The 14,519-nt window shown below is 71.3% G+C and carries 16 protein-coding genes; 9 read left to right on the forward strand and 7 right to left on the reverse strand.

The features are described from left to right. The 3 genes from ABZ624_RS03545 to zapE all read right to left on the reverse strand — a co-directional run. On the reverse strand, window positions 1–178 hold a 178-nt coding region (locus tag ABZ624_RS03545), incomplete at its 3' end, for a carbonic anhydrase (protein WP_360083167.1). Window positions 179–267: 89 nt separating this feature from the next. After that, window positions 268–663, reverse strand: a complete 396-nt coding sequence (locus ABZ624_RS03550) for a hypothetical protein (protein WP_360082182.1) — start codon at window positions 661–663, stop codon at window positions 268–270. A 164-nt stretch (window positions 664–827) separates the two neighbouring features. Continuing rightward, entirely contained in the window at window positions 828–1,931 is a 1,104-nt protein-coding gene (gene zapE / locus ABZ624_RS03555; RefSeq protein WP_360082184.1) for a cell division protein ZapE, read from the reverse strand. Window positions 1,932–1,967: 36 nt separating this feature from the next. Between zapE and ABZ624_RS03560 the strand changes: the two genes are divergently transcribed. From ABZ624_RS03560 to ABZ624_RS03600, 9 genes are all read left to right on the forward strand, one after another. Beyond that, window positions 1,968–2,828: a pyrimidine reductase family protein gene (locus ABZ624_RS03560; protein ID WP_360082186.1), complete on the forward strand. Its 861-nt coding sequence runs from the start codon at window positions 1,968–1,970 to the stop codon at window positions 2,826–2,828. A gap of 129 nt (window positions 2,829–2,957) precedes the next feature. Continuing rightward, a complete protein-coding gene (locus ABZ624_RS03565) occupies window positions 2,958–3,434 on the forward strand; it encodes an indole-3-glycerol phosphate synthase (protein WP_360082188.1) in 477 nt (158 codons plus the stop codon). An 81-nt stretch (window positions 3,435–3,515) separates the two neighbouring features. Continuing rightward, window positions 3,516–4,904 (forward strand): UDP-N-acetylmuramate--L-alanine ligase, encoded by a 1,389-nt coding sequence (gene murC / locus ABZ624_RS03570; protein ID WP_360082190.1) that lies wholly within the window; start codon window positions 3,516–3,518, stop codon window positions 4,902–4,904. A gap of 14 nt (window positions 4,905–4,918) precedes the next feature. Beyond that, window positions 4,919–5,335 (forward strand): peptide-methionine (R)-S-oxide reductase MsrB, encoded by a 417-nt coding sequence (msrB, locus tag ABZ624_RS03575; protein WP_360082192.1) that lies wholly within the window; start codon window positions 4,919–4,921, stop codon window positions 5,333–5,335. A gap of 330 nt (window positions 5,336–5,665) precedes the next feature. Continuing rightward, window positions 5,666–6,796 (forward strand): ABC transporter ATP-binding protein, encoded by a 1,131-nt coding sequence (locus ABZ624_RS03580; protein WP_360082194.1) that lies wholly within the window; start codon window positions 5,666–5,668, stop codon window positions 6,794–6,796. Continuing rightward, a complete protein-coding gene (locus ABZ624_RS03585) occupies window positions 6,793–7,446 on the forward strand; it encodes an ABC transporter permease subunit (RefSeq protein ID WP_360082196.1) in 654 nt (217 codons plus the stop codon). Before ABZ624_RS03580 ends, ABZ624_RS03585 begins: the two co-directional genes overlap by 4 nt. Continuing rightward, the gene (locus tag ABZ624_RS03590; RefSeq protein WP_360082198.1) at window positions 7,443–8,111 is read left to right on the forward strand and encodes an ABC transporter permease; all 669 of its coding nucleotides are present in this window, start codon (window positions 7,443–7,445) and stop codon (window positions 8,109–8,111) included. Before ABZ624_RS03585 ends, ABZ624_RS03590 begins: the two co-directional genes overlap by 4 nt. Window positions 8,112–8,212: 101 nt before the next feature. Continuing rightward, entirely contained in the window at window positions 8,213–9,172 is a 960-nt protein-coding gene (locus ABZ624_RS03595) for an ABC transporter substrate-binding protein (RefSeq protein WP_360082200.1), read from the forward strand. Between the two features lie 159 nt (window positions 9,173–9,331). Next, the gene (locus tag ABZ624_RS03600; protein ID WP_360082202.1) at window positions 9,332–10,756 is read left to right on the forward strand and encodes an MFS transporter; all 1,425 of its coding nucleotides are present in this window, start codon (window positions 9,332–9,334) and stop codon (window positions 10,754–10,756) included. Window positions 10,757–10,824: 68 nt separating this feature from the next. Here the strand turns inward: ABZ624_RS03600 and ABZ624_RS03605 are convergent, their stop codons facing one another. The 4 genes from ABZ624_RS03605 to ABZ624_RS03620 form a co-directional block, all read right to left on the reverse strand. Continuing rightward, window positions 10,825–11,832, reverse strand: a complete 1,008-nt coding sequence (locus ABZ624_RS03605) for an Lrp/AsnC family transcriptional regulator (RefSeq protein WP_360082204.1) — start codon at window positions 11,830–11,832, stop codon at window positions 10,825–10,827. Window positions 11,833–11,860: 28 nt separating this feature from the next. Further along, window positions 11,861–12,316: a TerB family tellurite resistance protein gene (locus tag ABZ624_RS03610; protein ID WP_067124402.1), complete on the reverse strand. Its 456-nt coding sequence runs from the start codon at window positions 12,314–12,316 to the stop codon at window positions 11,861–11,863. A 547-nt stretch (window positions 12,317–12,863) separates the two neighbouring features. Beyond that, window positions 12,864–13,316 carry a DUF6114 domain-containing protein gene (locus tag ABZ624_RS03615; protein WP_360082206.1) on the reverse strand — a complete coding sequence of 151 codons (453 nt, stop codon included), beginning with the start codon at window positions 13,314–13,316 and terminating at the stop codon, window positions 12,864–12,866. A gap of 5 nt (window positions 13,317–13,321) precedes the next feature. After that, a complete protein-coding gene (locus tag ABZ624_RS03620; protein ID WP_360083169.1) occupies window positions 13,322–14,041 on the reverse strand; it encodes a DUF6230 family protein in 720 nt (239 codons plus the stop codon). Between the last annotated feature and the right edge of the window lie 478 nt (window positions 14,042–14,519).

The following is a 14,519-nucleotide window of genomic DNA, read 5'->3' on the forward strand; positions in this document are numbered from 1 at the left end:
TGCCCGCGGTGCGCAGCTCGAACAGCTCGCCGGGGCGGGCGCCCGTGATCAGGGCCGGGACGACCCGGGAATCGGAGCAGGTGATGAACAGCACCTGCGGGGACTGGCCTTCGGCGAGTTTGGCGAACTCCTCAGGGCGCTGTCCGAACGTACGGGCGTTGTCGATGAGGGGCTGCATAGGTGTGAGTTCCTCCTGGCGCGCCTGCACGGGCGCGTCGGACTTGAACGACTTTGTGTGTGGGGGGAGTTGCAGAGAGTGAACGCCGGTCAGCAGCGGAAGACCTGAAGCGCTGCCGGGGTGAGGACTCCGGGGATTCTCGCGGCGCGGTGGTACGGCGCGCCGGGTGCGTCCTGCGCTTCGGCGCCGGACGCACGGCCGGCTATCAGCGGAGGCTGCTGGGCCCCGCCGGAGGCGGAGCCGCGGTGCCGGTCGCGCAGGTGCGGGGTGCTCATGGGGGCGCCCGGGCGGTCCGGGGCGCGGACCGAGTCCTTCTCCTCGTGCACCAGCGGTACGGAGGACTGGATTCCGGACTCGGCCTTGGCCAGTGCCTGACCGGCCGTATGCGCGGATGTGAAGATTCCCGCCGGAGCGAAGAGCTGGAGCGCGAGCAGGAGCACGGCGAGGAGGGCGAAGCGGGTCCGGGTGGTCGTACCTCGGAACATGCGCCCCCTTCCGTCACATCGCGCGTCTAGCACAGACCAAACCTTGGTCAATGAATGGTCAAGAGGCACTGTAACCCTGCAAAGGCCTTTGCAGGGTTAACAGCGCGTTACGAACGTAAGAGAGCGTGAAAAGCGCCGGTCGCGTGGCGCGATCTGGCTCTTGACTAGGAGCCGACGAGACCCTTCGCGTCGCGGGCCAGTGCGGTGAGCCGGGAGATCGCACGGAAGTACTTCTTGCGGTAGCCGCCGTTCAGCATCTCCTCGCTGAACAGCTTGTCGAACGGCAGCCCGGAGGCCAGCACGGGGATCTCGCGGTCGTAGAGCCGGTCCGCCAGTACCACGAGCCGCAGCGCGGTCGACTGGTCCGGCACCGGCCGGACGTCGGTCAGGCACACCGCCCGCACCCCGTCGGTCAGCGCGCCGTACCGGCTCGGGTGGACCTTGGCCAGGTGCTCCAGCAGATGCGGGAAGTCGTCGAGCGAGGCGCCCGAGGTGGCGTAGGCCGCCTTCGTCACCTCTTCGTCGGTGAACGGCTTCGGCGCCTCGGGCAGACCGCGGTGACGGTAGTCCTCGCCGTCGATGCGCAGGGTGCGGAAGCGGGCGGACAGGCCCTGGATCTCGCGCAGGAAGTCGGCGGCGGCGAACCGGCCCTCGCCGAGCTTGCCCGGCAGCGTGTTGGAGGTGGCGGCCAGCGCGACGCCGGCCTCGACCAGCTTGCCGAGCAGCGTCGACACGAGGACCGTGTCGCCCGGGTCGTCCAGTTCGAACTCGTCGATGCACAGCAGGCGATGGCCGGAGAGCGTCTGCACCGTCTGCTGGAAGCCGAGGGCGCCGACCAGGTTCGTCAGCTCCACGAAGGTGCCGAAGGCCTTGAGCGCGGGTTCGGCGGGGGTGGCGTGCCACAGGGAGGCGAGCAGATGGGTCTTGCCGACGCCGTAGCCGCCGTCCAGATAGACCCCGCGCGGGCCGGCCGGCGCCTTGGGGGCCCTGGCCCTGCCGAAGCCGAGGAAGCCGCGCCGGCCGGCGCCGGAGGCGTGCGCCCCGCCGAGCCCGGCCGCGAAGCCCTCGAGCACCTGCACGGCCTCGGTCTGACTGGGCTGGTTCGGGTCCGGTATGTACGTCGAGAAGCGGACCGAGTCGAAGCGCGGCGGCGGCACCATCTCGCCGACCAGCCGGTCCGCGGGGACGTGCGGCTCGCGGGCGCACAGGGAGAGGGGGCCCGCGTCGGTCAGGGGGCTGGATCCGGGGGCGGTGGTGGAGGACGACACGGTTATCCATGCTAAGCGCCGTGTCACACTGCCGACATGCGACGCCTGTTCCCTGTGACCGACGAAACAGCAGCCCGGGCCTTCGGCGGGACCACCGAGGGCGACGGGGCGACCGGGGCCGCCGTGGCCGAGGTGCCCGGAGTGCACGCCGGCAGCGCGCACGTCGACCGCGAGTGGAGCCTCGCCGAGCTGGCCGCCGCCTATGCCTACCCGGACCCCGTGCCGGGCGCCCCGCGGCCGTGGCTGCGGGCCAACATGGTCTCCTCGCTCGACGGCGCCGCACAGCACGAAGGGCGCTCCCAGCCCATCTCCAGCGCCGCCGACATGCGCATCTTCGGCACGCTGCGGGCGCTCGCGGACGTGATCGTGGTGGGCGCGGAAACGGTACGGCAGGAGGGGTACCGCCCCGCACGCGCGCGTGCCGAGTTCGCCGGCGCCCGGAAGGCCGCCGGACAGAGCCCGGCGCCGGTGATCGCGGTCGTCAGCGCGAGCCTGGAGCTGGACTTCTCGCTCCCGCTGTTCACCTCGCCCCTGGTGCCCACGCTGATCCTGACCGGGGCCGCGGCCGCCCCCGACCGGGTCGCCGCCGCCGAGAAGGCCGGCGCCAAGGTGCTGATCGCCGGCGAGGGCACGGGCGTCGAGCCCGAGCGCGCCGTCGGCGCCCTGGCCGGCCTCGGTCACACCCGGCTGCTCACCGAGGGCGGTCCCCGGCTGCTCGGCCAGCTGATCGCCGGCGAGGTGCTGGACGAGCTGTGCCTGACCCTCTCGCCCATGCTCACCGCGGGCGACGCACAGCGCATCGCCGGGGGACCGTCGGTCGCCGTGCCGCACCGGTTCGCACTCGCGTCCCTCCTGGAGGAGGCCGGATTCCTGTTCGGTCGTTACCGTCGGTCCTGAATCGGCGGAATATACCGTTCCGGTTAGCTTCCGGCGGGCAGACTTAGTCCGGCACAATCCGTGCGATCGCGGGGCAGGATGGTTTCCGCAGGGGCCTTGCCGGGGCCCACGGAGGAGAAGAGGCGTTCGGTGTTCACAAGCGTTCTGATGATCGAGAAGGCCTTGACATCCGCCGACGTGGAGTTCGTCACCACCTTGCACGGCGACGAGCCGGTCGCGTTCCATGTGCTCCTCCAGCCGCGCGGCGACCAGGCGGACCGCCTGCTGCGGGCCATCGACGACATCGCGCTCGGCGAACTGGACGAGGCGGTGCGCGAGGGGGAGACCCCCGAGGGGGAGGACGCCAGGAGTGTCGGACAGCGGGCGCTGGACGTCTCCGTACAGGCCCTGCGGGCGGCCGGGAGCGACGCGGAGGGCCGGCTGGTCGAGGATCACCCCTTGGACGCGCTGAAGTCCCTCGTCGCCGAGGTGGACGCCGACGAGGTGATCGTACTGACCGACCCCCACTATGTGGAGGAGTTCTTCCACCGGGACTGGGCCTCGCGGGCCCGGCACAAGGTGGGGGTGCCCGTGCTGAAGCTGTTCTCGCACAGCAAAGAGCAGTGACCTCGGCTGTCGGAGAAGGCACGGGGCTCGGCATAGGCTAGACCTGCTTTCAGCCCGCACCGTGATCCTGGGGAGAACCACATGGCACCCGGCCTTCCTGCCGCCATGCACCGACCGCACTTCATCGGCATCGGCGGCGCCGGGATGTCGGGGATCGCCAAGATCCTCGCGCAGCGCGGGGCCGAGGTCGCCGGGAGCGACGCCAAGGAGTCGGCGACCGCCGAGGCACTGCGGGCGCTCGGGGTCACCGTGCACATCGGGCACGCCGCGGGGCACCTCGCCGACGACGCGAGCTGTGTCGTGGTGTCCTCGGCGATCCGCCGGGACAACCCCGAGCTGGCCCGCGCGGCCGAGCTGGGCATCCCGGCGGTGCACCGCTCCGACGCGCTCGCCGCGCTGATGGAGGGGCTGCGCCCGATCGCCGTGGCGGGGACCCACGGGAAGACGACGACCACCTCGATGCTGGCCGTCTCCCTGACCGAGCTGGGTCTGAAGCCGTCGTACGCCATCGGCGGCGACCTCGACGCACCGGGTTCCAACGCGCTCCACGGCGAGGGCGACATCTTCGTCGCCGAGGCCGACGAATCCGACCGCAGCTTCCACAAGTACGCGCCCGAGGTCGCCATCGTCCTCAACGTCGAGCTGGACCACCACGCCAACTACGCCTCGATGGACGAGATCTACGAGTCCTTCGAGACCTTCGCCGCAAAGATCGTCCCCGGCGGCACGCTGGTGATCTCCGCCGACCACGAGGGCGCGCGAGAGCTGACCCGGCGGCTGGCCGGGACGGTGCGGACGGTGACGTACGGCGAGGCCGAGGACGCCGACGTACGGGTGACCGCCGTCGTACCGCAGGGGCTGAAGAGCCGGGTCACCGTGCTGCTGGACGGGCGGGAACTGACCTTCACCGTCTCCGTGCCCGGCCGCCACTACGCCCTCAACGCCGTCGCCGCGCTCACCGCCGGCGCCGCACTCGGCATCCCGGCCGACGGACTGGCGCCCGCGCTCGCCGCCTACACCGGCGTCAAGCGCCGCCTGCAGCTCAAGGGCGAGGCCGCCGGTGTCCAGGTGATCGACTCCTACGCCCACCACCCCACCGAGATGACCGCCGACCTGGAGGCCATGCGGGCCGCCGCCGGCGACTCCCGCATCCTCGTCGTCTTCCAGCCGCACCTGTTCTCCCGCACCCAGGAGCTGGGCAAGGAGATGGGCCAGGCCCTCGCCCTCGCCGACGCCTCCGTGGTGCTGGACATCTACCCGGCCCGCGAGGACCCGATCCCGGGCGTGACCAGCGAGCTGATCATCGAGGCCGCGCGCGCCGCCGGCGCCGACGTCACCGCCGTGCCCGACAAGGCCGAGAGCCCCGCGGTGATCGCGGGAATGGCGAAGCCCGGCGATCTGGTTCTCACCATGGGCGCGGGCGACGTGACCGACCTGGGCCCGCTGATCCTGGACCGCCTGTCGCAGTAAAGGGGCTGAAGCTCATGTCGTACGACGTCGAGAAGCCGGACGAGCAGTGGCGCGCGGAGCTGAACCCCGCCGAGTACGCCGTGCTGCGGCAGGCCGCCACCGAGCCGGCCTTCACCGGGGAGTACACGGACACCACGGCCAAGGGCGTCTACTCCTGCCGCGCCTGCGGCGCCGAACTGTTCACCTCGGACACCAAGTTCGCCTCGCACTGCGGCTGGCCGTCCTTCTACGACCCGAGGGACACCGACGCGGTGGAACTGGTCGAGGACCGCTCCCACGGAATGGTCCGCACCGAGGTCCGCTGCGCCCGCTGCGGCTCCCATCTCGGGCATGTCTTCGAGGGGGAGGGGTATCCGACCCCGACCGACCAGCGGTACTGCATCAACTCCGTCTCGCTGCGGCTGACGCCCGCCGCGCCCGCCGAGGACTGACCGGCCGGGCGGCCACAGCCGGGGTTTCGGCGGTTTCGGCCGACGCGGCCTCGCCGTAGGGGTGCGGTCGTCCGGCGGCTCACGGCCCGCCGTGGGTCTCGCGCAGTTCCCCGCGCCCCTCAGGGCGCTGCCGTGACCGGCAGCCGTAGGAACGACGCCGTGCAGCGCGCGGTGCGCACGGCGGGTCCGCCGATGGCCCGGCCGGCCGGTCGCGCGCCGCCAGAACGCTGAAACACTCGCGGTCTAGACTCTCCCCGCAACGGCCTGCGCATCGACGACCGTGGGCGGAAGCGGGCGGAGATCCGCCAAACCCGAAGGGCATCCGGCGTTTTGATACGGATAGATTCAGTCACGAAGCGGTATCCGGACGGCACCGTCGCGGTCGACCGGCTGTCGCTGGAGATACCGGACCGCGCGATCACCGTCCTCGTCGGGCCCTCCGGCTGCGGCAAGACGACCACCCTGCGGATGATCAACCGGATGGTGGAGCCCACCGAGGGCAGCATTCTCCTCGACGGCACGGACATCCGGCAGCAGCCGGTCAACACCCTGCGCCGGTCGATGGGTTACGTCATCCAGAACGCCGGCCTGTTCCAGCACCGCACCATCCTCGACAACATCGCCACCGTGCCCCGCCTCCTCGGCCAGACCAGACAACAGGCCCGGCGACGGGCGGCCGAGCTGATGGAGCGGGTGGGGCTCGACACCTCACTCGCCAAGCGGTACCCGTACCAGCTCTCCGGCGGCCAGCAGCAGCGCGTCGGCGTCGCCCGGGCACTCGCCGCCGATCCGCCGGTGCTGCTGATGGACGAGCCGTTCTCCGCCGTCGACCCCGTGGTGCGCAAGGGACTTCAGGACGAACTGCTGCGCATCCAGGAGGAGCTGGGCAAGACCATCGTCTTCGTCACGCATGACATCGACGAGGCGATCAAGCTCGGCACGATGGTCGCCGTGCTGCGCACCGGCGGGCGGCTCGCCCAGTTCGCGCCGCCCGCCGAGCTGCTCAGCGCGCCCGCCGACGCCTTCGTGGAGGACTTCCTCGGTGCCGACCGCGGCATCCGCCGGCTGTCCTTCTTCCCGTCCGCCGGACTGGAGTTGCAGACCGCGCCCGTGGTGGCCGTCGACGCCGACGCCGCGCAGCTCGCCTCCCGCGCCGACGCCCCCTATCTCCTCGTCACCGACCCCGACGGCAGGCCGCTCGGCTGGAGTGAGCCGGACCGGCTCACCGCCGGCGCCGTCGACCGGGAGCAACTCCTCGACCACGGGCGGCCGTTCGTGCCCGGCACCGACTCGCTGCGCACCGCGCTCGACGGGGCGGTGCTCTCCCCGACCGGCTGGGCCGTCGCGGTGGACGGCGAGGGACGCGCCGTCGGCGTCGTGTCCCAGCAGGTCATCGGCGAGGCGATCCGTGCCGCGCACAGCCGGGTGGCGCGCGAGGCAGGGGTGAAGACCACACGATGAACGGCTTCTTCGACCTGCCGAGCGACCTCCAGCACAGCTACCTCGGACTCGTCGGCCTGCATCTGCGCGAGGCGCTGATCCCGGTACTGGCCGGCCTGATCGTCTCGCTGCCCGTCGCCCAGCTGTGCGTGCGCTTCCGCTGGATCTACCCGCCCGTCCTCGGCGTCACCACCGTCCTCTACGCCATCCCGTCCCTGGCCTTCTTCGTCGTGCTCATCGACTACTTCGGGCAGAGCGAGACGACGGTGATGATCCCGCTCGCGCTCTACAGTCTGGTGGTGCTCGTCCCCGCGATCGTGGACGGCGTCCGCTCGGTACCGCAGGAGACCCTGGCCGCCGCCGAGGCCATGGGGCTCGGTCCGGTACGCCGCTACTTCCAGGTGCAGCTGCCCATCGCCGTACCCACGATCATCGCGGGCCTCAGGGTGGCGACCGTGTCGAGCATCTCCCTCGTCAGCGTCGGCATGCTCATCGGCAACCAGGGCGCCCTCGGCAACATGCTCTACGACGCCCAGACCTACCACCGGCCCGCCCTGGCCGTGAACTCCGTCCTGACCATCGCCGTGCTCGGCATCCTCGCCGACGCCGTGCTGGTCCTGGTCCGCATCCTGCTCACCCCCTGGATGCCGCGCAAGGGAGCAGCCCGGTGAACGTCCTCGACTTCGCCCGCGCCTTCTTCAGTGACAGCGCCCACTGGCACGGCTACGACGGCATCCCCACCCGGTTCGCCGAGCACCTCAGGTTCTCCCTGGAAGCCCTGCTGATCGCCGCCGCGATCGGACTGCCCGTCGGCCTGCTCACCGGACACTACGGACGGGGCGGCAACGCCCTCGCCCTGATCGCCACGGCGGGCCGGGCCCTGCCCAGCTTCGGTCTCCTGGTCCTGATGTTCATCTGGATCGGCTTCGGTCTGCTGCCGGTGATGATCCCGCTGGTCGTGCTCGCCGTACCGCCGATCCTGGTCACCACCTACGAGGCGATCCGTTCCGTCGACCCCTCGCCCGTGGACGCCGCCCGGGGCATGGGCATGCCCGAGGCGCGGGTGCTGTTCCAGGTGGAGGTGCCGGTCGCGCTCCCGCTGATCCTCAGCGGCCTGCGCACGGCGGCCATCCAGATCGTCTCCACCGCCACCATCGCCGCCTACGTCAGCCTCGGCGGCCTCGGCCGGTACATCATCGACGGCCTCTACCAGAAGAACTACGAGAAGGTCGTCGGCGGCGCCACGCTGGTCGCCGGACTCGCCCTGGCCACCCTGGTGGTGTTCTGGGCGGCGTCGCGGCTCACGGTCTCACCGGGGGTGCGCAGGAGCGGCTGAGGGCAGGTGGCTGCCCTGTGTGCACAACTGGCCGCAGATCGAGGCCAATCGGTGATCTGCGGCCCTTGACTGACCGAGACGCGGCTGGATTGGATCGGCGCGTGACTTCCACCAACCGCATCAGCAGGTCCATCCGGAGGAACCGAGGCGCGGCGGTGGTCGCCCTCGCGGCGGCGACGGCTCTGCTGGCGGGCTGTTCCTCCCACGGCAAGTCCGGCAACCCCCTGTCGGACGACGGCAAGGCGAGCGGCGACACCGTAGTCGTCGGCTCCAACAACTTCCCCGAGAGCACCCTGCTCGCCGACATCTACGGCGAGGCCCTCAAGGCCAAGGGCGTCAAGGTCTCGTACAAGCCGAACATCGGCAGCCGCGAGACCACCTACGGGCTGATCAAGAACGGCTCCCTCTCGGTGCTGCCCGAGTACAACGGCGCGCTGCTGGCCTACCTCGACAAGAACGCGAAGCCGAAGACGGCCGAGGCCACCACGACGGCCATCGAGGCCAAGCTGGACTCCAAGCTGACCCTGCTGGAGCCCGCGGCGGCGCAGTCCAAGGACTCGGTCACGGTCAACGCGGCCACCGCGAAGAAGTACCACCTCACCGGGAAGTCGTCCATCGCCGACCTGAAGGACATCGCGAAGGACCTGGTCATCGGCGCCTCGCCGGAGTTCCAGGCCCGGCAGCAGGGCCTTGTGGGTCTGAAGTCCGTCTACGGCCTGCAGTTCAAGTCGTTCCGGGCGCTGGACGCGGGCGGCCCGCTCACCCAGGCGGCGCTGAAGAAGGACGCCGTGCAGGTCGCGGACGTCTTCACCACGGACCCGACCATCTCCAAGGAGAAGTTCGTCGTCCTGCAGGACCCGAAGAACCTCTTCGGCTTCGAGAACGTCCAGCCGCTCGTCTACAAGAGCGCCCTGCCCAAGAAGGGCGCCGACGCGCTCAACGCGGTCTCGGCCAAGCTCGACACCGCGACCCTGCTGGACCTCGACACCCAGGTTCAGGCCCAGAACAAGGACCCGCTGGACGTGGCCAAGGCCTGGCTGCGGTCCGCCGGTCTCGCCTGACGCCTGGACCTTCGTCCGCCTGTGGGATTCCTTCAGGAACGGTGGTGCTGATGGAAGAAATCCGCAAGCGCGCCGCTCCTGCTGGAGCCCGCCTCCCCTGACCTCTCACGCTGGCCCGGGGCCGGTCGCCGGTCCCGTAGCGAGCGTGAGAGGAATCCCATGATCACGGAACGCGTGGCTGCCGCCACCCCCTGCCGCCGGCGTTGGCCCGGCCTGGCCGCCCTGCTGCTCGGCGAAGCGATGAACCTGCTGGACGCGACCGTCGTCCAGGTGGCCGCACCGGCCGTCCACGCCGACCTGGGCGGCCCGGTCTCGGACGTGCAGTGGTTCGGCGCTGCCTACACCCTGCCGTTCGCCGTGCTGCTGATCACCGGCGGGCGGCTCGGGGACATCGCGGGCCGGCGGCGGATGTTCGTCCTCGGCGTCACGGTCTTCACGGCGGCGTCCGTCGCCTGCGCCCTGGCGCCGTCGCCGGGGCTGCTCATAGCCTTCCGGGCCGTACAGGGCGCCGCGGCAGCGCTGATCATCCCGCAGACCATCGGGCTGATCAAGGCGATGTTCTCGGGGGAGGAGACGGCGAAGGCGCTGGGCAGCATCGGACCGGTGATGGGCCTCGCCGCCGTCTGCGGCCCCGTCGTCGGCGGTGTGCTGACGCATGCCGACCTGTTCGGCTCGTCCTGGCGGTCCGCGTTCCTGGTGAACGTGCCGGTGGCCGCCGTGGTCCTCGCCCTCGCCCGGAACCTGCCGGAGAACCGCGCCCCGCACCGCCCGGCCCTCGACTGGCCCGGCACCGCCCTCGCGGCGCTCGGCACCGGACTCCTGGTGTACCCGCTGATCGGCGGCGACCTGCGGCAACTCCCGGTCCACGACTGGCTGTTGCTCGGCACCGGACTGCTCGTGCTCACCGGCTTCGCCCGGCACCAACGGCGCACGGGCCGCCCCCTGGTGGAGCCCAGCCTGTTCACCCACCGCGGCTTCCCGGCCGCTCTGGTCACCTCCACCGCCTTCTTCGCGGTGACCAACGGGCTGACCGTCGTGGTCGTCCTCCAGCTCCAACTCGACGCCGGCACGGGCGTCCTGGCGTCCGGGCTGAGCCTGCTGCCATGGTCCGCGGGGCTCGCCCTCGCCTCCTGGTGGGCGGGTTCGCGGCTGGTACGGCGGTACGGCCGCCGGGTCATGCCGTACGGACTCGGGGTGCTGCTGGCCGGACTGCTCGCCGCCGTGGCCGCGTACCGGACGACCACGCCGGGACACTACCCGGTCGCGCTGCTTCCCGCCCTCGCCCTCGTCGGCCTCGGTGCCGGCCTGTTCACGCCCGCCTTCTTCACCCTCGCCCTGCGCCCCCTGCGCCCGCACGAGGTCGGCTCTGCGGCCGGGCTGCTCAACGCGGTGCAGCAACTGGGGGCGACGCTGGGGGTGGCGGTGCTGGGGAGTGTGTACCTTGCGGGGAAGGGCCTTGGCGCATCGCAGGCAGCTTGCTGGGTGGCGGTGGCGCTGCTGGCCGTCGCCTGGGCGGCGAGCGGAAGGGTCGGGGCGGGGGAGGGGGCCGCAGCTACGGCGCGACGCGGACGCGGACGCGGCTGACTGCAGCTCCCCGAGGGGCGCGGAGAACTGCGCGACCAGCCACCCACGCACCCGCGGCGCGTACGGTCTCAACCGGCCCGATGGGCAGGCACCGTCCCCCGGTGTCGTAGGCGAGCCGAATCCGTCAGTACCGGACTCGCCGCCTTGAGCGTGCGCAGCACCGGGCTGGTTTCCAGCGCGTCGATCTCCCGCAGCGCGCCGAGCCGCCCCGTGAGGTAGCGGTGCAGGTCGGCCGGGTCGCGGCACAGGGCCTGGGCGACCAGGTTGGTGCGGCCGGTGGTCGCGGCCACGAAGGCCAGCTCGTCATGGCCGGCCAGGGCGAGCGCGACCTTCTCCTGGTCCGCCGGACGCACCGACAGCCACAGCAGGGCCCGGGTCCGGACGCCGAAGAGCCCCGCGTCCACCTCCACGTCGAAGAACAGCGCGCCCGCCGCGCGCAGTTCGGCCAGCCGCCGGGACACGGTCGCGGGCGACCAGCCGGTCACCCGGGCCAGCTCCCCCTGCCCCGTCCGCCCGTCCCGCTCCAGCGCCGCCAGCAACTCGCCGTCCTCCGCCCCCGGTTGCCGTACGCCCTCCGCGCTCTCCCGGTACTCCAGGGCGGCCTGCTGCTGCTCGTCCAGGGCCTGGGCGCTGCGCCGCCAGTTGGCGGGGCCGCCCAGGTAGGTGTGCAGCAGACAGTGCGCGGAGACGGCGGTGATGCCGCCGGTGCGCGGGACGTCGTGCAGCAGGAGGGAGCCGGGGGAGGCGTCCTCGGCCGGGGCGTGGATCACCGCCGTGATCTCCGTGCCCCCTGAAGTCAGCTTCACCCAGGAGGTGTCCGGCCGCCGTACCAGCGCCGCTGCGATGTCCTGCGCCGAGCGTGCCGTCGCCGTCAGCCGGACCAGCCACTGGGTGCGGCCTGCCCGGCCCGGGTCGGCGAGGCCGACCACGCGCAGCCCGGCCTCGGTGCGCAGCCGGCGGTAGCGGCGGGCCACGGTCTGCGCCGAGACCCCGAGCACCTCGGCGATCCTGCTGAACGGCGCCCGGCCGTCCAGGTGCAGGGCGTGGATGAGGGCACGGTCGAGATCGTCGAGCATGCCCCCATCCTCGCGCGTCCGGTGCCGCTCAGAGGTCGAACTCGTGCGGCGGCAGGTCCAGCGTGTAGCACGCCTCGCGCACCACGGCCTGCTCCGTCTTGTCGAAGTCGCCGTCCGCGCCGCCGATCACGATGCCGATCTGGACCACGGCCCGCGCCTCGGCCGGCTTCTTCTTCGCCTTGGCGATCTCCTGCAGCACGCTCACCTTGCCGAAGGCGAAGTCGGTCGTCAGCTTGTTCAGGTTCTCCTCGAAGCGGCGCCTGAGGTCGTCCGCCGGGAAGTTCTGCAACACCTCGTTGGTCGCGATGAGCTGGGCCACCCGCTGCCGCTCCGAGGGGTCCACGGTCCCGTCGGCGGCGGCGACGAGTGCGCACATCGCCATGCTCGCGTCGCGGAACGCGCCGCTCTTCAGGTCGTTCTTCTTCGCCACCAACTGGGTCTGCATCTGCGACGCGGACTCCTTGACGCGGTCCCACAGGGCCATGCGCACTCCTCATGTCAACAGCCGGGTGCTCCTACGGCACATCGGCGGCAACTTCTACAACACCGTAGAAACTCATGGGACGGCCGGGAAGTTCCCGCCGACCCGGACTGAGTCCCCGCACACAGAGGAAGCGAAGGAAGGCGACAGCGGTGACGGCGCCGGTACCGGCGGACCAGAACCCTTCCGCCGAGGTGCGCACCGAGGCGGCCGCCGCCTGAGGACCGCTTGCCTGGGCGCTGATCCAGGGAGCTGAAGCTCACCCCGCTGCGCACCCCCTGACGCCGGCGCTGTCCGCACGGCCCGCGTGCTCGCCGACAGGTACTTCGCCGCCGTCGGACTCGCCGTACCGCCGGGTCCGCTGGGTGCCGCGCTCGGCATGAACCGCCTTTCCCGCCGCGTACCACCTGCTGCTCGCCGCCGTTCTCGGTCTGTATGGTCGGCCCGGCGGAGCCTGCGGCGTGGTACACGGGCCGGCCGACGTATACAGCCCTCGACGTGCCTCTCACAGCGCCGGCCGCACACTGCGCCACCGTACGCCGCCGCACCGTCAGGTGACCGTGCCCTCCGCCCTCTCAGCCCCTACGCCCGTCGCCGCCTTCGCCTGCTTCCGGCGCCTGCGGCGGCTGACGCGCGGTTCCTGGTCGGGGAGCCAGCCGAAGGTGAGGCAGCTGCCGATGATGCCCAGCAGTAGGCCGACGAAGAAGCCGCCGAGGTTGGAGGTGACCCAGGTGCCGAGCGAGACCAGGACGCCGGTGAGGGAGTAGAACAGCCGCTGCGCGGGGTTGAAGAGGATCAGCAGGCCCAGCAGACCCAGCAGCGTCGGCAGCAGGTAGCCGGCCAGCCCCTGCATGCCGATGTGCATCACGACCTTCAGCGAGGCCTTCTCGGTGAGCAGGATCTCCCCGCCGGCCAGGGCGAGCAGCAGGCCGCCCCAGAACGGCCGACGGGCCCGCCAGCCACGGAAGGCGGCCCGCGCGCCCCGACGTGGACGGTCGGTCACCGCGATCAGCAACCCGAGCTGCTGAAACGCAGCTTGAGGCCGGGGAGCTTGAACACACCGGCGGTGGTCGCGTAGTTGGTCTGCCGCAGATTGCCGATGTGCACGGTGTCGGCCTGCTGGCTGAAGACGCCGATCGGACCCTTCGCGTTCGCCTTGTTCAGCGTGCTGGCGTCGTTGCCGATCTCGATGTTCCTGAACGCCGCGTTGCCGGACAGCTTCGTGGAGTCGGTGGTGAGGTCGGTCGCCTTCACCTTGTCCGCGCCGCTTCCCGCGGTGATCAGCAGGTTGGTGCCGCCGAGGTCGACGCTCTGGCACAGCTTGGTGAGCGTGGCCTTCTTGATCGCGGAGGTCACCACCAGCACCTGACCGCCGCTGTCCCCGGCGTTCGGGCTGCCGTCCGCCATGTTGTCGAGGCCGCCGAACTGCTCGAAACCGGTTCCGTCGAGTTCCGTCGCGGTGACCGTGAACGGCATGCCGGAGATCGCGAACTGCACGCCCAGCGCCCCCTGCGCGGTGAGCACCGCGAGACCGGCGGCGACGAGCGTGGCGGGCACCGCCATCACCGCGGCCCGGCGGCCCCGGACCCGGCCCCGTCTCCCGGTGACGCCGGCGGTCGTGGCCTGCGGTGCTTCGGACGGCTCGGCCTGCGGTGCTTCGGACGGTGAACCGCTTCCCGGGTTCTCGGGTGTGTTGCCGGCGGACGGGACGTCCGGGGACGAGGCCATGTCTGCTCCCATGGGCATGGATCAATGCGGGTTGGGCTTCAGCGGCGCGGTGTCCTGGCGCGGACAGCGACTGCCGCGTACGCCTCCTCGCACCCCGGCGGAGCAAGGGCTTTCTCGTTACGCGGCAGTAGCCTACGAGGAAGTTACCGCCGGTTACTTTAAAGGGTCAAGGGAGTTGTGAAAAAAGGGTGTCGGATGTGCGCGGGACGCAACCGCATCCCACAACTGCCCCTGAAAACCTTGACGTTGACGGTTGATCAGGTCTACAACTTCCCCTGTTTCACGGATCCGTGGCGCCGGATCCGCCGAGCGGCACCGGCCGCGCCCCTGGCCGCCTCAGCCGGCCGCTCACCTCAGCCCGGGGAAACCGTTCCCATCGGTGCGGCTGCGCACGGCCATATCCCCCTGGTCGCGCCCGGCCGTTCCCGGTTGTTGCCGGCTGTTCCCTGCCGGACCGGCCGAAGGCCTTCCCCCGGGC

Source organism: Streptomyces sp. NPDC007205 (assembly GCF_040634095.1).
Lineage (GTDB): Bacteria > Actinomycetota > Actinomycetes > Streptomycetales > Streptomycetaceae > Streptomyces.

What these genes read in the sequence shown, in the direction of transcription:
- ABZ624_RS03550 (WP_360082182.1), bottom strand. Translation starts at nt 663, where the DNA reads ATGTTCCGAGGTACGACCACCCGGACCCGCTTCGCCCTCCTCGCCGTG.
- ABZ624_RS03560 (WP_360082186.1), top strand. Translation starts at nt 1,968, where the DNA reads ATGCGACGCCTGTTCCCTGTGACCGACGAAACAGCAGCCCGGGCCTTC.
- murC (WP_360082190.1), top strand. Translation starts at nt 3,516, where the DNA reads ATGGCACCCGGCCTTCCTGCCGCCATGCACCGACCGCACTTCATCGGC.
- msrB (WP_360082192.1), top strand. Translation starts at nt 4,919, where the DNA reads ATGTCGTACGACGTCGAGAAGCCGGACGAGCAGTGGCGCGCGGAGCTG.
- ABZ624_RS03585 (WP_360082196.1), top strand. Translation starts at nt 6,793, where the DNA reads ATGAACGGCTTCTTCGACCTGCCGAGCGACCTCCAGCACAGCTACCTC.
- ABZ624_RS03600 (WP_360082202.1), top strand. Translation starts at nt 9,332, where the DNA reads ATGATCACGGAACGCGTGGCTGCCGCCACCCCCTGCCGCCGGCGTTGG.
- ABZ624_RS03605 (WP_360082204.1), bottom strand. Translation starts at nt 11,832, where the DNA reads ATGCTCGACGATCTCGACCGTGCCCTCATCCACGCCCTGCACCTGGAC.
- ABZ624_RS03610 (WP_067124402.1), bottom strand. Translation starts at nt 12,316, where the DNA reads ATGGCCCTGTGGGACCGCGTCAAGGAGTCCGCGTCGCAGATGCAGACC.
- ABZ624_RS03620 (WP_360083169.1), bottom strand. Translation starts at nt 14,041, where the DNA reads ATGGCCTCGTCCCCGGACGTCCCGTCCGCCGGCAACACACCCGAGAAC.